Below are 20957 nucleotides of genomic sequence, written 5' to 3'. Positions count from 1 at the left end.
CATATTTAATGGTTTTTCACCAAAGTCCTTATGGTGATTACGTTTGAAAAAAAGTTTAGGTTTTCACTTGTTGGATCAGATGACTGCCACGGCGTGTCAAAATAAAACCAAATAAGGTTGCCAATAAATACATAAAAATAGAATAAACACCGGCAGGTATTGCCACTGTGGTGTTTTCAAGCACACTCAGTGCGATGGTTAGGGCGATACTGGTGTTATGAATGCCAATCTCAAAGGTACACGCACGTGCCTGCTTTTCCGGTACACCTGCGAGGAACGGAATTAGGTAACCCAAAAATAAGCCACTGAAACAGAGTAAACAGGTCGCAATTCCGACGCTGGCAAAATACGTAATAATGTTGGATTGTTCACGCAAAACTGCGAGTGTAAAGATAAGAATTAATAAGAAAATAGACAACATTCGCATCGGCTTGTTGATGTGATATGCAATAGTCGGAAAGGAGTTGCGAATAAACATACCGAAACATACCGGTATCAAAATAATCAGAAATACATGGGTGATCTTGTCGATAGGCATGCCAATACTGGTACTTTCACCAACAAAATGCAAAATGGATAGGTTGACAATAAAAGGCAGTGTAAAGCACGAAACCACTGAGTTAATGGCCGTTAAGCTAATGTTTAATGCAACGTCACCTTTATATAAGTAGCTAAAAAGGTTTGCTGTGGGGCCACCGGGTGAAGCTGCAAGCAGCATGAGCCCGACCGCGAGTAAAGGGGGTAACTCAAGCAACTTACACAGGAAAAAAGCAATACTGGTCAGTAGAATAAGCTGAGTAAATAAAGCGATGAAAATAACTTTTGGATAGCGTCCAACGCGTAAAAAGTCTTTGACTGAAAGTTCAAGCCCCAAACCCATCATCATAATGGCTAAAGCAATGGGTAGAAAAAATGCAAATAATCCCGAATCCATGGAATTTCCTGATATTTTTATCCTTATAGTATTTTTTGAGTTTATCTCAGTTTAATAAATAAGCAATAAATAAAAGCGAGTAAAAAAACTGATGTTTTACCCGCTTTATTTTTGATCTGTTAATTGGTCGATATTTTCATCGACAACTGTTTATTTAGGACGAGGAGGAGTGAACCCTAAAGCACATTTTCCTTTTATTTCTTGTCCATTAATCGTTGCAGTAGTGGCTTTTGCATCTGCACTACATGTGCTTAATAATTCGGCTTCTTCACCATGAAGATTTGCATTTTTGGACGAGCTAAAAAATTGTGGTTCGCAGGTACCATTCCAGATAATACCGCGATAGGCAAATGAAACTTGAGCGCCTTGGCTTTTACCTTTACAGACTTGTTGATATCGCTGTGCATCATACACTTTCTCAACTTTATCATTGGCTGAGGCAGCAAGTGGTGATAAACATAAACCGCATAAAACCGTGGATAGCAAAATATTCTTATTCATGCTTATGGTCCTTATGATTCTCATGGGATCTATAACAGAATAAAAAATCATCAGAATAAAACAACAATCTTCGAGTAACATTTGCTTGAGAAATGTATATTTTTATGTGGAATATGCAAAGTATGTATGTTCATAAAGAAATATATAGGCACAAAACAGTAGCCAATAACAATAAAATCGAGTTAATCAGTCAACTTATCGGTGAATTTTTGCTATAATCTTCCGTCATCCTTTTTTAATCTCCTTTACCACTATGCATTATCCTAAAGTTTACGATGTCATTGTTATCGGCGGCGGTCACGCGGGTACTGAGGCAGCTCTTGCTGCGGCACGTATGGGTCGACAGACTTTACTCTTAACTCATAATATTGAGACTTTAGGGCAGATGAGCTGTAACCCAGCCATTGGTGGTATTGGTAAATCACATTTAGTCCGTGAAATTGATGCGCTTGGCGGTGCTATGGCATTGGCTGCCGACAAAGGTGGTATTCAATTCCGTATTTTAAACTCACGTAAAGGTGCGGCTGTTCGTGCGACACGCGCACAGGCTGACCGTATTCGTTATAAAGCTGCGATTCGTGAAACCCTCGAAAATCAAGCGAACTTGGATATTTTCCAACAAGCAGCTGATGACCTTATTGTTGAAGGCGACACTGTAAAAGGTGTGGTTACCCAAATGGGTATTCGCTTTGATGCGAAAACTGTTGTATTGACTACAGGGACATTCTTGGGTGGTGTGATCCACGTAGGTCTAAATAATGCTTCAGGCGGTCGTGCGGGCGATCCTCCTTCAATTTCATTGGCTGCGCGCCTTCGTGAATTGAACTTACCTGTAGGTCGTTTAAAAACTGGTACACCACCACGTATCGATGCACGATCAGTTGATTTCTCTGTGATGACGCCACAGCCAGGTGATTTCCCATCTCCGACTATGTCGTTCATGGGTGATGCGTCGATGCATCCTGAGCAAATCAATTGCTATATCACACATACCAACGAGAAAACTCACGATATCATTCGTGGCGGCTTAGACCGTTCACCAATGTATACTGGTGTGATTGAAGGTGTGGGTCCACGTTACTGCCCATCGATTGAAGATAAAATTCATAAATTTGCCGATAAAGATTCGCATCAAGTGTTCTTGGAACCTGAAGGTTTGGACACACATGAGCTTTATCCAAACGGTATTTCAACTTCTTTACCATTCGATGTTCAGTTTGAATTGGTTCGCTCGATTCGTGGTATGGAAAATGCGCACATTTTGCGTCCGGGTTATGCAATTGAGTACGACTATTTCAACCCACAATCATTGAAATTCTCTTTAGAAACCAAATCGATTAATAACCTGTATTTTGCAGGTCAAATTAACGGTACAACAGGTTATGAAGAAGCGGGAGCGCAAGGTTTGCTTGCAGGCTTAAACGCAGCACGTCGTGCATGGGATCAAGATCAATGGACACCAAAACGCGATGAAGCGTACATGGGTGTATTGGTTGATGACTTGATTACTCTCGGTACTAAAGAACCATACCGTATGTTCACGTCACGTGCGGAATACCGTTTGATGCTTCGTGAAGACAATGCGGATCAGCGTTTAACTGCGATTGGCCGTGAAATGGGGCTGGTGGATGACGCACGTTGGGATTCTTTCTGTCAAAAAATGGAAGCTGTTGAAACTGAAAAAGGTCGTTTACAACACCTTTGGGCAGCGCCAAACAATCCACTAGGCAAAAAATTCGTTGAAATGACTGGCGATGACCTGTCAAAAGAAACCAATGCAATTGATTTGCTCAAACGTCCAAATATCAACTTTGCACAAATTGCTGAATTGACGGGTTCTGAAGTTTCAGCATTTGTGGGTGAGCAAATTGAAATTGCTGTGAAATATGCAGGTTATATTAACCGTCAGCAAGAAGACGTTGCGCAAATGAAGCGTTTGGAAGATACGCGTATTCCAGCTGATTTTGATTATGATGTCGTTTCTGGTCTTTCACGTGAAATCACCATGAAGCTGAAAAATGTATTGCCTGAAACATTGGCACAAGCAAGTCGTATTCCGGGTGTTACACCTGCGGCTGTTCAATTGGTGATGATTACCATCCGTAAGAATAATGCAGCAAAAAAATCTGCATAAGATTTAGAGTTAAATAAAAAACCCGCTCAGTTGCGGGTTTTTTATTGCCAATAAATTATTGGCTGTTGGTATTTGATCGGATTAAATGAATATTTTGATCATCATTAGTTTTAGCTATGGTTTGATTATTAAAATCTTTCATAAACCTAAGTGATTGATAATGAATTATAAATGCAAAAAATAAGATCTAAAAACTATTGATATACAAAGTTTTAGGTCTTAATGGTGGGCTTTTGGTCGTGTGAATTCCGACCTTTGTAGTGGTATTTATTCTACCCAATAAAGCCGAAACTTCAGGGCATGGCGTACAAGTGGGTTTACGCTACATGAATGGAGTTCGATTATGGCAAATCAACAATCGGGAAAAATGCAAAAATTTCTAACAGTATTTTTGTGTTTCTGGGTGGCATTTTTTGAAGGTTTTGACCTACAAGCACCCGGTATCGCAGCAAAAGGAATCGCAGCGACATTTTCCTTAGATCAAGTGCAAATGGGCTATGTGTTTAGCTTGGGTGTATTTGGTATGTTATTTGGCGCGTTCTTTGGGGGGCGTGTCGCTGACTATTTGGGACAGAAGAAAGTCCTGATGCTGTCGATTTTTATCTTCGGTGTATTTATGTCGATTACGGCAGTTGCACCAAGTATTGAAATTTTATATATCGCACGATTCTTTACAGGTTTAGGTTTGGGTGCTGCGATGCCAACGATGATCTCGGTGGTGGGTGATGAAGCGACGGATGCTAACCGTGGGCGCTTAAATAGTTTGATGTACTGTGGCTTACCCGTAGGTGCAATCTTTGTTGCTGGCTTGGGTATTGTCTTTAAAGATATCTCATGGCATACACTATTTTTAATTGGTGGTTTAACGCCTTTAATCTTGATTCCATTCATGGCGATTATCTTAAAAGATAAGCGTACAGAAAAAGTTCAGGCAGAAACCAAGGAAACGGTTCCACCGATGGGGCAAATCCTTTTTGCTGAACAGCGTTATAAGTATACATTGCCGCTTTGGCTGAGTTTCTTCTTTACCTTAATGGTGAACTATATTCTGATCAGTTGGTTGCCTAACTTGCTTATGGAACAAGGGTTGGAAAAGCAACAAGCTTTTATGATCATGTTGATGTTCCAAGTGGGCGCAGTGATTGGTACGCTGGGTTTAGGCTACTTGCTGGATCGCCTAAAATTATGGCAAATGGCAGTGATTATCTATTCAGGTTTGTTTGTGGCATTGTTTGTGCTGTTTACAACAAATTCCATTCCTGTACTCATTGCAGCAGGCATCATGGGCGGAATTTTCTCTACAGGTGGTCAATCGATTTTGTATGGGATCTCTCCAATTTTCTATACACCAGCTGGGAAAGTGACAGGTGTGGGAAGTGCAATTTCATGGGGACGTTTGGGTGCAATGACAGGTCCATTACTTACAGGCAAGATTTTGGCGTTAGGTCTAGGAACGACAGGTATTTTAATTGCAAGTGCGCCGGGTATTGCTTTGTCGGCTATCGCGGTGGCTGCATTATCTGCCTATAAGTCATCCCTTAAGAAATAATCGAAATCAGTCAAATTTAAAGGAGCTACGGCTCCTTTTTTATTGAATAAATATCTTTAGCTGAAACTAAGTTTTGTTAGAATAAATCTAATATTTATGAATAAATTTACTTTTATGTCTTATCAATTGATCGAACTTGATATTTCTCCGTCAGATAACATTCAGTGTCCACATTGCCAGCAGCAAGTGATTGATTGGTCAGAAGAACAGTATGTGCAGCCATGTGAGCATGTGCTGTTTATTGCAATGGATATTGGTTTTGAGTTTATTACCGATGAATTTGAGCAAACCATGCAGCATACAGTCGATGACTTACATGCCAATGATGATCAGTATCATATGTTTACTGAAATTACCGCCTCAAGTTTCCCTGAGTTTCTGATATATAAGTCTGATTTAGGGGTGGAAGGTTATTCACGCTATGTCGGCTTTACGGCATAAAATATTGCTAAAAAATCTCAAAATAAAAAAGCCAGTCAAGTGACTGGCTTTTTTAATGAAAATCAGAAAATTAACTTTCTAATTCTTCTTCGACATCATCTTCGGCACTGTCCATACCGAGTTCTTTAAGTTTACGGGTTAAAGTGTTGCGACCCCAACCTAAAAGTTCTGCTGCATGGCGCTTACGCCCACGTGTTTGCTGTAGTGCAGCATTGATGAGGGTGCGTTCAAACATTGGTGTGGCAATGTCGAGAATTTTCATCTCACCATTTTTAAGTTTTTGTACGGCCCATTGACCAAGTAACTCATCCCAGTGATGCACACCAATACGATCAATCCCTTGAGTAGCAGGATTGCCATCTGTGCCTTGAATTGGAATCTGTTTTAATTCAGATGGTAAATCTTCTGGATACACTTCACGGCCTGTGATCATAACCGTTAACCAACGACAGGTATTTTCAAGCTGACGCACATTACCTTGCCATGGCAGTTTTTGCATGTATTCTTGCGTTTCAGGACGCAGAATCTTCGGACTCACCCCAAGTTCTTTACCTGCACTTGCAAGGAAATGCTGTGCAAGCATCGGAATATCTTCACTACGATGTGCAAGTTTTGGAATATGAATACGAATGACGTTTAGACGGTGGTACAAGTCTTCACGGAAGCGACCTTCATGTACTAACTTTTCTAAGTCTTGGTGCGTTGCCGCAACGATACGGACATCCACCTTGACTGGGATGTGACCACCAACGCGGTAGAATTCGCCATCCGCTAAAACACGCAGTAAACGTGTTTGGGTTTCAAATGGCATGTCGCCAATTTCATCAAGGAAAAGAGTCCCGCCATTGGCTTGTTCGAAACGCCCTTGACGCTGTGTGTTGGCACCGGTGAACGCTCCTTTTTCATGACCAAATAATTCAGTTTCGATCAAATCCTTTGGAATTGCCGCCATGTTGAGCGCAATAAAAGGCTTGTTGCCACGTGGTGAATGCTTATGCAGCGCATGCGCAACCAATTCTTTCCCTGTGCCTGATTCACCATTAATTAATACAGTAATGTGTGATTGAGAAAGACGACCAATGGCACGGAAGACTTCCTGCATAGCAGGTGATTCACCAATAATCTCTGTAGATTGAATCGGTTGAACGGTTTTAGCAGATTCTTGTTGTTGTAATTTGGCAATATGCAAAATTGCACGGTTTACAAGTGCTAAAGCTTCATCAATATCAAAAGGTTTTGGTAGATATTCAAAAGCACCCGTTTGATAGCTCGACACAGCAGATTCTAAATCTGAATGTGCGGTCATGATAATTACAGGTAAGTCAGGGTAGTTGCCTTTGACTTTACCTAAAAAGGTCAGTCCATCAATACCCGGCATACGGATGTCTGTCAAAATAACATCTGGCGCATCGACACTTAATTGATCTAAAGCGGATTGTGCTTCTTCAAAACTGGTAACATCAAAACCTTCTTCTTTGAATGTTTTTTCCAGCACCCAACGCATGGCGCGATCATCATCGATGACCCAAATCTTATTACGCGACATGATCTGACTCCCAAGGTAAATATAGGCTAAATACTGTTTTTCCAGGAACTGATTGGCATTCAATCATTCCGTTATGTTGATGCATAATATTTTGTGCAATGCTTAGACCGAGACCTGTGCCTTTCGCTCGTCCTGTCACTAATGGGTAAAATACGGATTCTAATATTTCTTGTGGGACACCTGGTCCATTGTCCTCGATATCAATGCGTACCGCAGAGCGTTTTAATACACCGTTGATGGTGACTAAACGTTGAATACGTGTGCGCAAAGTGAGTTCTGGTTGGTGCTCAACAAAGAATTCTTTGTTTTCCGTCATTGCCTGAACGGCATTAACACTGATATTCAGCATGACCTGAATCAATTGATCACGATCTGCGAAAACATCCGGTAAAGAAAGGTCGTAATCACGGGTGATCTTAATTTTCTTCTTGGTTTGGTTGACGATCAGTGAACGGACACGTTCAAGTGGTTCATGCACATTGACTGGCTCGTAACTTGGTAATTGTCTTGAACCCAGCATGGTGTCAGCAAGATTTCTTAATCGATCCACTTCACTAATAATAATGTCGGTGAATTCACTGTACTTCGGATCATTTAAGCTACGCGCTAAAAGTTGTGTCGCCCCACGGATACCACCAAGTGGATTTTTAATTTCATGAGCAACACCACGAATCAGTTGTCGTGCAACTTGATGCTGTTGAATTAGGTTTTCTTCTTTAGAGATTTTTAACATTCGGTCGATTTGATTGAGTTCAATCAATAGCAACGGGTGGTAGGGTTTGCCAGAGTTGAGCTGTGACACGGTGTAATCAACATGAATGTCTTTAAAGTTGACATTAATCGTTGCTTCTCGGCGCGTATAGTGCTGACCGGAAGTTAGTGTATTCATTAATGCATCATGCGTATTGAACTCATCATCGGGCATATGGAGTAAATTTAATACAGGCTGACCTGATGCACGAAGTAAGCTGATGTCAAAAAGCGCTTCACATGATGAATTTAAATAAAAAATATTCAGGTTGCTATCGACCAATAAAATGGCAGTGGTTAAATTATCCACTAAAAGCCGGTAATCAATCGTCATAGTCTGATCCATTAGCGAGAGGTTCCTGTCTTAAAATGGCGCAATGGCATCTTCATAAAGCAAATCGTTCAATCTAATAAGGTTCGAATTGATGCAAGTTATGCAAGATATAAGCCAACTATTTGAGAAATACGCTAAGTTTTGATGCTTATTTGAATAAATGCGCTTATTTAAGACTTTAAATAAAGTGTATAGCCGATTAAAAACAGGCTGTAAATATAAAATGCATTAAAATGGTGCAAATGAAATTATATGGATGAATTTATAGCATTATTTTGGTGCGTGATATAAAGAGTGGCCTTTTCACCTGTTTTTATGTTTTGAAAAGACATACAATACGCGGATTATAGTGGAGCGCAGATTCATGAAATCCCCCAAAGTCGGTTTTGTTTCTTTAGGTTGTCCTAAGGCATTGGTAGATTCCGAACGAATTTTAACTCAGTTAAAGACTGAAGGTTATGATGTAGCATCAGATTATGATGGTGCAGATTTAGTAGTTGTAAATACCTGTGGTTTTATTGAATCTGCAGTACAAGAGTCGCTAGATGCCATTGGCGAAGCGATGAGTTCAAACGGTCGCGTAATTGTGACTGGTTGTTTAGGTAAAGACGAAGACAAAATTCGCCAAATGCACCCAAATGTCTTAAAAGTGACAGGTGCTGCGGCATATCAAGAAGTGATGGAAGCTGTGCACGAATACGTGCCTGAGCCACCGAAACACAATCCGTTTATTGATCTAGTACCTGAACAAGGTATTCGTTTAACACCAAAACATTATGCTTATTTGAAGATTTCAGAAGGTTGTAATCACCGTTGCACATTCTGCATCATCCCAAGCATGCGTGGTGATTTGGTTTCTCGTCCAGTAGGTTCAGTATTGACTGAAGCTCAAGCGCTGAAAAAAGCAGGCGTAAAAGAAGTCCTTGTGATTTCTCAAGATACATCGGCTTATGGCGTAGACACCAAATACAAATTGGACTTCTGGAACGGTCAGCCAGTTAAAACCAAATTCTATGACATGTGTGAAGCATTGGGTCAATTGGGTATCTGGGTGCGTCTGCACTATGTATATCCATATCCACATGTGGATGCTGTGATTGACTTAATGGCACAAGGCAAAATCCTGCCGTATTTGGATATTCCATTCCAACATGCAAGTCCTAAGATTTTAAAACTCATGAAACGTCCTGCGCACAGTGAAAATACACTAGAGCGTTTAAAAGTTTGGCGTGAGAAATGTCCTGATCTTGTGATTCGTTCTACATTTGTTGTGGGCTTCCCGGGTGAAACTGAAGAAGACTTCCAAATGTTGCTTGATTGGTTAAAAGAAGCGCAGCTTGATCGTGTGGGTTGTTTTACTTACTCACCAGTTGAAGGCGCGACTGCAAATGATTTGCCAGATCATGTGCCTGAAGAAATCAAACAAGAGCGTTATGAACGTTTCATGCAAGTTCAGCAAGAAATCTCTGCTGCGAAATTGCAAAGCCGTATCGGTCAGAAAATGACAGTACTGGTGGATGATCTTGAAGAAGAGTTCCCAGTTGCTGTTGCGCGTTCTTATGCAGATGCACCTGAAATTGACGGTAATGTATTTGTTGAAGATATCGATAAGTCAGTGATTAAAGCAGGTGATTTACTTGAAGTAGAAATCACAGATGCAGATGAATATGACTTATTTGCAAAACTGATCTCGGTTAAGTCTGCTTAAACGATTCATTAAAAATAATTGAAATTAAATAATTCGGAGTTGATGATGCTTGATTCTAAAAAACCACGTTTTGGTCGCATCCTGCTTAAGCTTTCAGGTGAAGCTTTAGCGGGCAATAAAGAGATGGGTATCGATGCACAAGTGCTCGATCAAATGTCACTCGCAATTGCGCACCTTGTTGGTTTGGGTGTTCAAGTGGGTATCGTTGTCGGTGGTGGTAACCTTTACCGTGGTAGCCAATTACAAAAAGATGGTTTGGTTGGGCGTGTAACAGGTGACCAAATGGGTATGTTGGCCACGGTGATGAACGGTTTGGCACTTCGTGATGCTTTGGTACGACGTAATATCAAAACTCGTCTAATGTCAGCTTTACCCATTGGTGCAGTAGTTGAATCATACTCTAGCCGCGATGCAATTCGTCATTTAACTCGTGGCGAAGTATGTGTATTTGTCGCAGGTACGGGTAACCCATTCTTTACGACTGATACAGCAGCATGCTTACGCGGTATCGAGATTGAAGCCAATCTTATCCTTAAAGCGACGAAGGTTGATGGCGTATACAACAAAGATCCAAGTAAATATGAAGATGCAGTGAAATACGATGCATTAACATTTGACCAAGTTTTAGATGAAAAACTGGGTGTGATGGATTTAACTGCGATCTGCTTATGCCGTGACCACAACGTTCCACTTCAAGTATTTGATATGAACAAATCAGGTTCATTACTTTCAGTGGTAATGGGTGAAAAAGAGGGTACTCACGTTACTAACTAATGTACGTGGGCCCTAAAGCTCTTTATACTACAAGCTATTTTAGAATTTACATCTTTTCGAATTAAGTTAGGAAGATCACATGATTAACGATCTTAAAAAAGACGCAGAAGACCGTATGAATAAATCTCTAGATTCTCTAGAGCATGGTTTTGCCAAAGTTCGTACAGGCCGCGCGCACCCATCAATTTTAAATGGTGTTATGGTTCCTTACTATGGCTCTGATGTGCCATTAAACCAAGTGGCGAACGTGGGTGTAGAAGACTCTCGTACTTTACTTGTTCAGCCTTTTGAACGTTCAATGGTTGCTGCAATTGATAAAGCAATCCGTGAATCTGACTTGGGCTTAAACCCGATTACTGCTGATGCGATCCGTGTTCCTATGGCCGCATTGACAGAAGAAACACGTAAAGACATGCAGAAAGTTGCACGTAACGAAGCTGAAAATGCAAAAGTTGCGATCCGTAACATCCGTCGTGATGTTTTGGGTGATATCAAAGCATTGTTGAAAGAAAAAGAAATTTCTGAAGATGATGAGCGTCGTGCAGGTGATGACATTCAAAAAATCACAGACAAATTCGTTGCTGAAGTTGAAAAACGTCTGGCTGCAAAAGAAGCTGAATTGATGAAGGTCTAAGTTTTAATGACCTCATCTGAAGAAACTTCCCGTCTTCCAAAACATGTTGCCATCATTATGGATGGCAACAATCGTTTTGCCAAAAAGAATCAAATGCAAAAAGGTGAAGGGCATCGTTCTGGAAAGAACATCCTAGATCCCATCGTTGAACATTGTCGTAAAAGAAATATCCAAGCACTGACGGTTTTTGCTTTTTCGAGTGAAAATTGGAATCGTCCTCAGTTTGAGGTTGATTTGTTGATGGCTCTTCTTGAAGAAACCATTCATGAACAGTTGCCACGCATGGAAAAATTTAACATTTCCCTACGTTTTATTGGTGATCGTTCTCGTTTATCTCCTAACTTACGTGACTTAATGTTGCAAGCTGAACAAAGGACTGCTAATTTCGACAGCATGACTTTAACTATTGCAATTAGTTACGGTGGTATGTGGGATATGACACAGGCTGCAAAAAAAATCGCAGCAGATGTTTTAACTAACAAAATAAATCTTGAAGCAGTGGATGCTGAAGTCTTTGGTCAATATGTCAGTTTAAGTGATCTACCTCCGGTAGATTTGTTAATTCGTACAGGTGGTGATTTCCGTCTCTCGAACTTCTTGCTTTGGCAAGCTGCGTATGCAGAACTTTATTTTACCCAGACATTATGGCCTGAATTTACCATTGAAGAATTTGACGACGCACTAGCGGTATTTGGTGGTCGTGAACGTCGTTTTGGTAAGACTTCAGAGCAGATTCAACAAGAGCAGTTTGAGAATAAATAAATGTTAGAGCGGATAATAACCGCATTGGTACTGGTTTCAGTTGTATTGAGTTGCATGTTTGCAACCGAGTCTAAATACCCAATGCTTGTGCTGATGATTATTGCATCAGCTGTCGCGGGTTATGAGTGGTTCAAACTCATGCCGCGTAATACAAAAAATGTGATTAAGCCTTTCGCTTGGGGCTATGGTCTAGTCACTGCTATTCTTTCAGCACTAGCATTGCATTTTACAGATGTTGCATTACTGCTTTGGGCGGCTTCGATCTTTACTTGGATCTTAAGTGTCTATTGGGTGAAGTCTTATCCTGATTACGATAACTGGTATAACCCGAGTCTCAGTGGTATTGGTTTAGTCTTAGTTCCTGCTGCGGTAACTGCTATTTTTTCTGTGTGGATGAACTCACCGTGGTGGCTCATGTATCTGTTCCTTTTGGTATGGGGTGCAGACAGTGGTGCATACTTCGTGGGACGTAAATTTGGTAAGAAAAAACTTGCACCAGATGTGAGCCCAAATAAATCGATCGAAGGTTTATATGGCGGTCTATTCACTGCAATGCTAATTGTTATTGTTGTTGAAATTATTTATCTTGATTTAAGCATCGCTGAACATATTTTATTTTTAATACTTTCAGTAATAACAGTATTTAGTTCAGTACTTGGTGATTTATTTGAATCGATGATCAAGCGTCGTGCAGGGATCAAAGATTCTGGTCGTATTCTTCCCGGACATGGTGGTGTGCTGGATCGTATTGACTCGTTGCTTGCTGCAGCACCTATCTTTGCGGCAGGTATGTATGTTTTAAAATTAATTGGCGTAGATTTATAGATGTCACAATCTGTTTGTATATTGGGTGTAACAGGATCCATTGGTCAAAGTACTTTAAAGATTCTGCAACAGCACCCCGAAGAGTATTCAGTTTTTGCAGTCACTGCACATAGCCGAATTGTTGAACTTGTCGAAATATGCAAACAATATCGACCGAAAATCGCAGTTGTTCCATACAATAAAGTGGATGAACTGCGCCAATTACTCGTAGCTGAAAAATTAACTGATATTGAAATCCTGCATGATGAAGAAGGATTAATCGCAGTAGCAGAACATCCACAGGTTGATGTGGTCATGGCAGCTATTGTGGGTGCGGCAGGGTTGCTACCTACATTGGCTGCTGCGAAAGCAGGTAAACGCGTGTTGCTTGCAAATAAAGAAGCGCTGGTGATGTCGGGTGACATCATGATTCAGACCGCACGTGAAAATAATGCTTTGTTGCTGCCGGTCGATTCTGAACACAATGCAATCTTCCAATGCTTGCCTGAAACTTATCTACAAGGTGAGCGTCATGGTCAGCCAAAGCTGGGTGTCAAACAAATCTTACTCACCGCGTCTGGTGGTCCATTTTTGCATCATAGTTTAGAACAATTGCAAAGTGTAACGCCTGCTCAAGCCTGTAAGCATCCAAATTGGTCGATGGGACAAAAAATTTCTGTTGATTCTGCAACGCTGATGAATAAAGGCTTGGAATTGATTGAAGCCTGTCATCTTTTTGCAGTTGAAGAACAATTTGTAACAGTTGTTGTCCATCCACAGAGTATCATTCATTCAATGGTTCAATATGTAGATGGTTCGACTTTGGCGCAAATGGGTAATCCTGATATGTGTACGCCTATTGCTCATGCATTAGCATGGCCGAAGCGTATTCAAACACATGTGCCTCCATTAGATTTATTTGTTCATTCTCAGTTAAATTTTGAACAGCCTGATATACAGCGATTCCCAGCGCTAAAATTAGCACGTCAAGCCATGAAGGCTGGAGGCTTAGCTCCTACGATTTTAAATGCAGCCAATGAAATCGCCGTTGCAGCATTTTTGCATGAGAAAATTGGCTTTACTCAAATCCCTCAAATTGTGGAACATGTGTTGGGGCAAGTTGAAAACTCAGCTGCAAATAATATTGATGTTATTTTGCATGCAGATAAATCGGCACGTATGGTTGCTGAAAAAGCAGTATTGAATTCAGGAAGTTAAGACATGAATGCCTTGTTTATGATTATTGCAGCAATATTGCTACTTGGACCGCTGATAGCGATTCATGAATTTGGGCATTATTTTGTTGCACGTAAACTGGGCGTAAAGGTTTTAGTTTATTCGATTGGTTTTGGCCCAACTCTGCTCAAGTGGACGTCGAAGAAATCAGGTATTCAATATCAACTGTCTGCATTACCACTGGGTGGTTATGTCAAAATGTTGGATGAACGAGAAGGTGATGTCGCCGCAGAAGACTTACCAAAAGCATTTAACCGACAACACCCTTGGAAGCGTATTGCAATTGTTGCGGCAGGGCCACTCATTAACTTGGCTTTTGCAGTAGTGTTGTTTTGGATTTTATTTTTACCAGCTCAGGAACAGCTGAATACGCGCGTAGGTAAAATTTTACCGAATACGCCTGCAGCAGCTGCGCAAATGCAGTCTGGTGATAAAATTACTGCCGTAGATGGCACTCAAGTATCCACTTGGGAGCGCTTGAATTATGCCTTGGTTGATCGTGTGGGTGAAACTGGAAACATTCAAATTCAAGCTGAACGAGCAGGGCAAATTCAAAACTTCAGTTTACCAATTCAGAGTTTCTTACGTGATCAAACTCAGTCACCACTCGATGTTCTTGGTTTTACACCGTATCGTCCTGAAATTCCTGCAGTGGTTTCAAAACTCAGTGAAGATGGCGCAGCGATTCGCCAAGGGATGCAAGTGGGTGATCGAATTGTTTCGATCGATGGCGTAAAAATGAAAGACTGGTTTGATGTTGTACAAGTTGTACAAGCTTCTCCAGAAAAGTTACTTAAAATTGATGTTTTACGACAAAATAAAATTGTGCATTTAAGCGTGATGCCGCAAGGTAAGCGTGACCAAATGGGTAAAGTCACAGGGCTTTTAGGTGTACAAAGTGATCCGGGTAAAGTCAATATTCCAGCCGAATACAAACAAACCATTCAATACACGCCTGTAGAGGCGATGGGCAAAGCGGTAGAAAAAACAGGTCAGATATCTAGTATGATCCTGAATTCTATTGTAAAAATGGTGCGTGGTTTGGTTGGTTTAGATAATTTATCTGGTCCGATTACTATTGCGAAAGTGGCTGGACAAAGTGCTGAAATGGGGTGGCAAACCTTCATTTCATTTATGGCACTGATGAGTGTAAGTTTGGGTATTTTAAATTTACTACCGATTCCTATGCTCGATGGCGGTCATTTAATTTACTATTTTATTGAATTAATTCGTGGTAAACCTGTTTCTGAACAAATACAATTGGTTGGATTAAAAATTGGTATGGTATTGCTGGGTAGCATGATGCTACTGGCTCTATTCAATGACATTATGCGTTTATAAGAACGTTATACGAAATAAATTAACAGCGGAAAAGACTGGCATGCAGCACAAACATTTATTTATGCCATTGGCACTGGTTAGTGCTATGGCCGTAGCACAACAAGTATATGCAGCAGATGATTTTGTAGTACAAGATATTCGTGTTGATGGCTTAGTGCGTTTAACTCCTGACAATGTAGCCGGAATGATCCCATTCTCCGCTGGTGATCGTGTCAATGATCAAATCATTTCAAACTCAATTCGTAGCATGTTTGCGTCGGGTTTGTTTGATGATGTGAAGTCTTCACAAGTCGGTAATACCCTTGTATATACAGTGGTTGAACGCCCAGTAATTTCTAAAGTTGAGCTAAAAGGCAATAAACTTATTCCTAAAGAAGCCTTGGAAGAAGGCTTAAAGAAAATGGGTCTGTCCGAAGGTGAAGTTTTAAAGAAATCATCTTTGCAAACGGTTGAAACTGAATTAGAACAACAGTACATGCAGCAAGGTCGCTACGATGCTGATGTCAAAGTGATTACAACCGCTCAACCGAATAACCGTGTAAATGTCTTAATCGAGTTTGAAGAAGGTCAATCTGCCAAAGTATTTGATATTAATATCATTGGTAATACGGTCTTTAAAGAAAGCGAAATTAAACAAATTTTTGCATTAAAAGAAAGTGGTTGGAACTCGATCATTTCTCGTAATGACCGCTATGCACGTGAAAAGATGGCTGCGAGTTTAGAAGCGTTACGTGCGATGTATCTCAACAAAGGTTACATCAACTTCAACATTACCAATTCAAGTCTGAATTTGAGTGAAGATAAAAAACACGTCTTTATCGAAGTTTCGGTGGATGAAGGTGAACAATTTAAGTTTGGTGAAACCCATTTCTTAGGTGATACGCTTTATACGCAAACAGATTTAAACGCTTTAAAACTTTATAAAGATGGCGATTTATATTCACAAGAAAAAGTGAATGGTGTGAAACAACTTTTACTTCGTAAATACGGTAACGCAGGTTACTACTTCGCAGAAGTAAACATTGTTCCTGAAATCAATAAAGACACCAAATTGGTTGATTTAAATTACTATGTGAATCCGGGTCAGCAAGTCACTGTTCGCCGTATTAATTTCACAGGTAACTCGAAAACAGCTGATGAAGTTCTACGTCGTGAAATGCGTCAAATGGAAGGCGCATTAGCAAGTAACGAAAAAATTGATTTGTCTAAAGTGCGTTTAGAGCGTACTGGTTTCTTTAAAACCGTTGATGTTAAGCCTGCACGTATTCCGGGTACCCCAGATCAAATTGATTTAAATGTAAATGTTGAAGAGCAGCATTCGGGGACAAGTACTTTAGCTGTTGGTTTCTCACAAAGTGGCGGTGTAACTTTCCAAGCAGGTTTGAGTCAAACCAACTTCTTGGGTACAGGTAATGCAGTTTCTATCGATTTGTCTCGTTCAGAGACTCAAGATTATTATAACCTCAGTGTAACTGACCCATACTTCACTATTGATGGTGTACGCCGTGGTTATAACTTGTACTACCGTAAAACCAAGTTAGATAACGACTATAACGTTAACAACTACGTCACTGATAGTTTTGGTGGTGGTATCAACTTTGGTTATCCGATCGATGAAAACCAAAGTATCAGTATGGGTTTGAATATTGATAATACCGAAGTGACAACAGGTCCATATGTTTCTACCTATGTGCGTGATTATTTACTAGCAAATGGTGGGAAAGCAACAGATACGACATCTTTCTGTCCTACTGATGCATCTGGTAATTCGCAATTAACTGTGCCTGTATACAAAACTGATGAGAATGGCGATTTTGTACTAGATGATAAGGGTAATAAAATTGTTACTCACAACACTTGTGCAGTACCTGAAGAATCGTACGACAGTGCGTTTAAAGGTGATTTCTTAACCTATAACCTTAACTTAGGTTGGTCGTACAACACCTTGAATCGCCCGGTATTCCCTACATCGGGTATGTCACACCGCGTCAATGCCGAAATTGCATTACCGGGAAGTGATGTTGAATATCAAAAAATCACTTATGATGCACAAGCTTATTTCCCACTAGGTAAAGACTTTGTGTTACGTGGTTACGGTAAGTTAGGCTATGGTAATGATTTACCGTTCTACAAAAATTTCTATGCAGGTGGTTTTGGTTCGGTACGTGGCTATGACAACAGTACTCTAGGGCCGAAATATCCTGGTGTGTATTATGATGCGCAAAATCAGGTTGACTACGATCCAGAAGAAGTCGGTGGTAATGCTTTAATTCAATTTGGTACTGAATTGGCTTTACCTGTGCCATTTAAAGGCGATTGGGCGCGTCAAGTTCGTCCAGTATTGTTTGCTGAAGGCGCACAAGTATTTGACACCCAATGTGACGTTCCTAAATCTAGTGAAGACCGTCAATACTGTAAAGATAACTACGGCTTTGATATGAATAACATGCGTTATAGCGTTGGTGCAGGTTTTACTTGGATCACGATGATTGGTCCAATTTCACTGAGTTATGCATTCCCACTGAATGACAAAGCTGGCGATGAAACAAAAGAAATCCAATTCGAGATTGGTCGTACGTTCTAAGTACGACCCTTCTGGGAATAACAAAATTACAGGTTGATAATATGAATAAATTATTTGCTGGTTTGGCGGTATTGGGTATGTCATGTACTGCTGTTGTGCATGCAGCAGGTTACGGTGTGGTTGATTTAGAAAAGGTGGTGGATCAAAGCACTTATCTAAAACAACAAAATGCTCAAATTCAACAGCAGTTGAAACCACAAACCACTAAAATTGAATCACTTGCAAAAGAGCTGGAAGCAATGCAGCAAAAAGCTCAGCAAGGTGGTGATAAGTTGACTGCTGCGCAAAAGCAGCAAATGGGTCAACAGTATCAAGCTAAACTTAAAGAACTAACTGATTTACAGCAAAAAGTTCAAGCTTCGGTTCAAGGGAATATTCAGTCCTTAAATCGCACGATGGATACTCGAATCAAGCAAGTTGCAGAACAATTGCGCACAGAAAATAAGTTAGATGTTGTTTTGAATAAAAATTCAGCACTTGCGTATGACCCTAAGTTTGATTTAACTGATAAAATGATTCAAAAGGTTAATGCAATTAAATAATCAATGAATTCTCAAAAATTCAGTTTAGAAAAGCTTGCTCAACTTGTTCAAGGTCAATGTATTGGTCAGCTAGACTTGCAATTCAGTGGAATGGCAAGTTTAGAAAGTGCTCAACCGCATCAGCTTGCATTTTTAAACGCAGATAAATATCTGAATGAAGCTCAACAGTCTAAGGCTGGTGCGCTGATTGTGACTGCAGACATGCAGTCACAAATCCCTTCACATCAAAACTTCATTGTCGTATCCAATCCATATCTGGCTTTCGCTATTCTGACGCATGTTTTTGAAAAAAAATCTGTAGAAACAGGAATTGAAAGTACTGCCCAAATTCATCCTTCCGCAATCATTTCTGATACTGCTTATATTGGGCATTATGTGGTGATTGGTGCGAATAGCGTGGTGGGTGATGGGACTCGCATTGAATCCCAAGTGAAGATTGATCATGGTGTTGAAATTGGTAAAGATTGTTTTATCGATTCGCATGTGACAATTACTGGTGAAGCCAAGTTAGGTGATCGTGTACGTATCCATGCAAATACGGTGATCGGTGGTGAAGGATTTGGTTTTGCGCCTTATCAAGGGAAATGGCATCGTATTGCTCAATTAGGTTCTGTACGTATCGGGAATGATGTGCGTATTGGTTCAAATTGTAGTATTGACCGTGGTGCTTTAGATGACACAATTTTGGAAGATGGTGTCATTATTGATAACCTTGTGCAAATCGCGCATAACGTAAAAGTTGGTGCAAATACGGCAATGGCTGCGAAATGTGGCATTGCAGGTAGTACAACTATTGGCAAAAATTGTGTGCTAGCAGGGGCTGTTGGTATCGTAGGTCACATTAATATTGCAGATAATGTGACAATTACCGGTATGTCAATGGTCACAAAAAGTATTTCCGTTGCTGGGAGTTATTCTTCAGGTACGCCAATGCTTGAAAGTGGTTCTTGGAAAAAGGCAGCAATCCGCTTTAAACAATTAGCAGATGTGCCATTGACCCAATTGGTCAAACGACTTGATCATATGCAGTCTCAAATTGAGTCCCTTGAATCAACATTTAAATTGCGTAAATAATTATGATGACAGAGTCGAATACCCCAGCTTTCACAAAACCTGAATTACCAATGACTATTCAGACTATTCGTGAATATTTGCCACATCGTTATCCGTTTTTATTGGTTGATCGTGTTGTTGAAGTGACTGACAACGGGATTGTAGGCTATAAAAATGTAACGATTAATGAAGAATTTTTACAAGGCCATTTCCCTGAATACCCAATTATGCCGGGTGTGCTGATTGTTGAAGCATTGGCGCAAGTATCGGGTATTTTAGGTTTCATCATGAATAATGAGAAACCTTCAGCGGGTTCGCTGTTCTTATTTGCTGGTGCAGAGAAGGTTCGATTTAAAAAACAAGTCGTTGCAGGCGATCAACTTGTATTAAAATCGGAATTAGTGATGCAAAAGCGTGGCATTTACAAATATAATTGTGTTGCCACTGTAGATGGCGTAGTCGCAGCAACCGCGGAAATTATGGTTTCGCATCAGAAAACAGAGACAGCATGAGCAATAACGAATTAATTCATCCTACCGCCATTATTGACTCATCAGCAGTAATTGCTCCGGATGTGCAAATTGGACCATATTGTATTATTGGTCCTAAAGTCACAATTGGAGCGGGCACTAAACTGCATTCACATGTTGTGGTGGGTGGTTATACCCGTATTGGTCAACATAACGAAATTTTTCAATTTGCCAGTGTTGGTGAAGTCTGCCAAGACTTGAAATATGCTGGTGAAGAAACCTGGTTAGAAATCGGTGATTATAACTCGATTCGTGAACACTGTAGTTTACACCGTGGTACTGTTCAAGATCAGGGGCTAACTAAAGTTGGTAGTCACAATTTATTGATGGTGAATACACATATTGCACATGACTGTGTGGTAGGTGATCATAATATTTTTGCTAATAACGTCGGCGTTGCAGGCCATGTCCATATCGGTGATTATGTCATCGTAGGTGGTAACTCTGGTATTCACCAATTCTGTAAAATCGATTCTTACAGTATGATTGGTGGTGCATCTCTTATTTTGAAAGATGTACCTGCTTATGTCATGGTATCTGGTAATCCAGCCCATGCTTTTGCCATGAACATTGAAGGAATGCGTCGTAAAGGTTGGTCTAAAAATGTGATTCAAGGTTTACGTGAATCTTTTAAATTGATTTATAAAGATGGCTTAACGACGAATGAAGCGATTGAACGTATTCGTACTGAAATTTTGCCTGAAGTGGCAGAGGCGCAATTGTTGATTGACTCACTTGAGCAGTCTAAGCGCGGTATCGTACGCTAAATGCTGCGAATAAAAAAGACACCTTATAAGGTG

Annotated in this window: 19 protein-coding genes; 15 read left to right on the top strand and 4 right to left on the bottom strand. The window is 40.4% G+C overall.

The window, feature by feature from the left end; genetic code table 11:
* Positions 1-55: 55 nt before the first annotated feature.
* Together LXF01_RS09765 and LXF01_RS09760 are read right to left on the bottom strand one after the other, a co-directional pair.
* Positions 56-934, bottom strand: coding sequence for a bile acid:sodium symporter family protein (locus tag LXF01_RS09765; RefSeq protein ID WP_078188732.1), 879 nt, complete (start codon positions 932-934; stop codon positions 56-58).
* Between the two features lie 150 nt (positions 935-1084).
* A complete protein-coding gene (locus LXF01_RS09760) occupies positions 1085-1435 on the bottom strand; it encodes a hypothetical protein (protein WP_078188731.1) in 351 nt (116 codons plus the stop codon).
* A 253-nt stretch (positions 1436-1688) separates the two neighbouring features.
* Between LXF01_RS09760 and mnmG the strand changes: the two genes are divergently transcribed.
* From mnmG to LXF01_RS09745, 3 genes are all read left to right on the top strand, one after another.
* On the top strand, positions 1689-3569 hold the full coding sequence (gene mnmG / locus LXF01_RS09755; protein ID WP_233944231.1) for a tRNA uridine-5-carboxymethylaminomethyl(34) synthesis enzyme MnmG: 1881 nt from the start codon (positions 1689-1691) through the stop codon (positions 3567-3569).
* Positions 3570-3912: 343 nt separating this feature from the next.
* Positions 3913-5118, top strand: a complete 1206-nt coding sequence (gene mhpT, locus LXF01_RS09750) for a 3-(3-hydroxy-phenyl)propionate transporter MhpT (RefSeq protein WP_180010134.1) — start codon at positions 3913-3915, stop codon at positions 5116-5118.
* A gap of 114 nt (positions 5119-5232) precedes the next feature.
* Entirely contained in the window at positions 5233-5559 is a 327-nt protein-coding gene (locus LXF01_RS09745; protein ID WP_078193710.1) for a hypothetical protein, read from the top strand.
* A gap of 70 nt (positions 5560-5629) precedes the next feature.
* Here LXF01_RS09745 and glnG read toward each other — a convergent pair whose 3' ends face one another.
* Entirely contained in the window at positions 5630-7105 is a 1476-nt protein-coding gene (gene glnG, locus LXF01_RS09740; RefSeq protein ID WP_078188728.1) for a nitrogen regulation protein NR(I), read from the bottom strand.
* Positions 7095-8201 carry a nitrogen regulation protein NR(II) gene (glnL, locus tag LXF01_RS09735; protein ID WP_078193537.1) on the bottom strand — a complete coding sequence of 369 codons (1107 nt, stop codon included), beginning with the start codon at positions 8199-8201 and terminating at the stop codon, positions 7095-7097. Before glnL ends, glnG begins: the two co-directional genes overlap by 11 nt.
* A gap of 352 nt (positions 8202-8553) precedes the next feature.
* Between glnL and rimO the strand changes: the two genes are divergently transcribed.
* The 12 genes from rimO to lpxA all read left to right on the top strand — a co-directional run bounded on the left by rimO (position 8554) and on the right by lpxA (position 20924).
* Entirely contained in the window at positions 8554-9897 is a 1344-nt protein-coding gene (gene rimO, locus LXF01_RS09730) for a 30S ribosomal protein S12 methylthiotransferase RimO (protein ID WP_111883759.1), read from the top strand.
* A 45-nt stretch (positions 9898-9942) separates the two neighbouring features.
* Positions 9943-10671: a UMP kinase gene (pyrH, locus tag LXF01_RS09725; RefSeq protein ID WP_078193535.1), complete on the top strand. Its 729-nt coding sequence runs from the start codon at positions 9943-9945 to the stop codon at positions 10669-10671.
* A 79-nt stretch (positions 10672-10750) separates the two neighbouring features.
* Complete coding sequence (frr, locus tag LXF01_RS09720) at positions 10751-11305, top strand: ribosome recycling factor (RefSeq protein WP_078188724.1); 555 nt, start codon at positions 10751-10753, stop codon at positions 11303-11305.
* A 6-nt stretch (positions 11306-11311) separates the two neighbouring features.
* Positions 11312-12067 carry a polyprenyl diphosphate synthase gene (gene uppS, locus LXF01_RS09715; RefSeq protein WP_233944230.1) on the top strand — a complete coding sequence of 252 codons (756 nt, stop codon included), beginning with the start codon at positions 11312-11314 and terminating at the stop codon, positions 12065-12067.
* On the top strand, positions 12068-12892 hold the full coding sequence (locus LXF01_RS09710) for a phosphatidate cytidylyltransferase (RefSeq protein ID WP_180094482.1): 825 nt from the start codon (positions 12068-12070) through the stop codon (positions 12890-12892).
* Complete coding sequence (ispC, locus tag LXF01_RS09705) at positions 12893-14089, top strand: 1-deoxy-D-xylulose-5-phosphate reductoisomerase (protein ID WP_233944229.1); 1197 nt, start codon at positions 12893-12895, stop codon at positions 14087-14089.
* Positions 14090-14092: 3 nt separating this feature from the next.
* Complete coding sequence (gene rseP / locus LXF01_RS09700) at positions 14093-15448, top strand: RIP metalloprotease RseP (protein WP_078193531.1); 1356 nt, start codon at positions 14093-14095, stop codon at positions 15446-15448.
* On the top strand, positions 15429-18032 hold the full coding sequence (gene bamA / locus LXF01_RS09695; protein ID WP_372491108.1) for an outer membrane protein assembly factor BamA: 2604 nt from the start codon (positions 15429-15431) through the stop codon (positions 18030-18032). Before rseP ends, bamA begins: the two co-directional genes overlap by 20 nt.
* A gap of 41 nt (positions 18033-18073) precedes the next feature.
* Positions 18074-18574: an OmpH family outer membrane protein gene (locus LXF01_RS09690; RefSeq protein WP_180078385.1), complete on the top strand. Its 501-nt coding sequence runs from the start codon at positions 18074-18076 to the stop codon at positions 18572-18574.
* A 3-nt stretch (positions 18575-18577) separates the two neighbouring features.
* Positions 18578-19648 carry a UDP-3-O-(3-hydroxymyristoyl)glucosamine N-acyltransferase gene (gene lpxD, locus LXF01_RS09685; RefSeq protein WP_180155486.1) on the top strand — a complete coding sequence of 357 codons (1071 nt, stop codon included), beginning with the start codon at positions 18578-18580 and terminating at the stop codon, positions 19646-19648.
* A gap of 5 nt (positions 19649-19653) precedes the next feature.
* Positions 19654-20139 (top strand): 3-hydroxyacyl-ACP dehydratase FabZ, encoded by a 486-nt coding sequence (fabZ, locus tag LXF01_RS09680; RefSeq protein WP_171263789.1) that lies wholly within the window; start codon positions 19654-19656, stop codon positions 20137-20139.
* Positions 20136-20924, top strand: coding sequence for an acyl-ACP--UDP-N-acetylglucosamine O-acyltransferase (gene lpxA, locus LXF01_RS09675; protein ID WP_111883752.1), 789 nt, complete (start codon positions 20136-20138; stop codon positions 20922-20924). The genes fabZ and lpxA overlap by 4 nt, the downstream gene beginning before the upstream one ends.
* Positions 20925-20957 lie beyond the last annotated feature (33 nt).

Origin of the sequence: Acinetobacter sp. SH20PTE14 (assembly GCF_021391555.1) — a bacterium.
Taxonomy (GTDB): domain Bacteria; phylum Pseudomonadota; class Gammaproteobacteria; order Pseudomonadales; family Moraxellaceae; genus Acinetobacter; species Acinetobacter amyesii.
This window is presented reverse-complemented; position numbering and strand designations above follow the sequence as displayed.

Bases quoted from the DNA above. Each gene is read 5' to 3' on its own strand.
- LXF01_RS09765 (WP_078188732.1), bottom strand. From the start codon at position 934: ATGGATTCGGGATTATTTGCATTTTTTCTACCCATTGCTTTAGCCATT.
- LXF01_RS09760 (WP_078188731.1), bottom strand. From the start codon at position 1,435: ATGAATAAGAATATTTTGCTATCCACGGTTTTATGCGGTTTATGTTTA.
- mnmG (WP_233944231.1), top strand. From the start codon at position 1,689: ATGCATTATCCTAAAGTTTACGATGTCATTGTTATCGGCGGCGGTCAC.
- mhpT (WP_180010134.1), top strand. From the start codon at position 3,913: ATGGCAAATCAACAATCGGGAAAAATGCAAAAATTTCTAACAGTATTT.
- LXF01_RS09745 (WP_078193710.1), top strand. From the start codon at position 5,233: ATGTCTTATCAATTGATCGAACTTGATATTTCTCCGTCAGATAACATT.
- glnG (WP_078188728.1), bottom strand. From the start codon at position 7,105: ATGTCGCGTAATAAGATTTGGGTCATCGATGATGATCGCGCCATGCGT.
- glnL (WP_078193537.1), bottom strand. From the start codon at position 8,201: ATGGATCAGACTATGACGATTGATTACCGGCTTTTAGTGGATAATTTA.
- rimO (WP_111883759.1), top strand. From the start codon at position 8,554: ATGAAATCCCCCAAAGTCGGTTTTGTTTCTTTAGGTTGTCCTAAGGCA.
- pyrH (WP_078193535.1), top strand. From the start codon at position 9,943: ATGCTTGATTCTAAAAAACCACGTTTTGGTCGCATCCTGCTTAAGCTT.
- frr (WP_078188724.1), top strand. From the start codon at position 10,751: ATGATTAACGATCTTAAAAAAGACGCAGAAGACCGTATGAATAAATCT.
- uppS (WP_233944230.1), top strand. From the start codon at position 11,312: ATGACCTCATCTGAAGAAACTTCCCGTCTTCCAAAACATGTTGCCATC.
- LXF01_RS09710 (WP_180094482.1), top strand. From the start codon at position 12,068: ATGTTAGAGCGGATAATAACCGCATTGGTACTGGTTTCAGTTGTATTG.
- ispC (WP_233944229.1), top strand. From the start codon at position 12,893: ATGTCACAATCTGTTTGTATATTGGGTGTAACAGGATCCATTGGTCAA.
- rseP (WP_078193531.1), top strand. From the start codon at position 14,093: ATGAATGCCTTGTTTATGATTATTGCAGCAATATTGCTACTTGGACCG.
- bamA (WP_372491108.1), top strand. From the start codon at position 15,429: ATGACATTATGCGTTTATAAGAACGTTATACGAAATAAATTAACAGCG.
- LXF01_RS09690 (WP_180078385.1), top strand. From the start codon at position 18,074: ATGAATAAATTATTTGCTGGTTTGGCGGTATTGGGTATGTCATGTACT.
- lpxD (WP_180155486.1), top strand. From the start codon at position 18,578: ATGAATTCTCAAAAATTCAGTTTAGAAAAGCTTGCTCAACTTGTTCAA.
- fabZ (WP_171263789.1), top strand. From the start codon at position 19,654: ATGACAGAGTCGAATACCCCAGCTTTCACAAAACCTGAATTACCAATG.
- lpxA (WP_111883752.1), top strand. From the start codon at position 20,136: ATGAGCAATAACGAATTAATTCATCCTACCGCCATTATTGACTCATCA.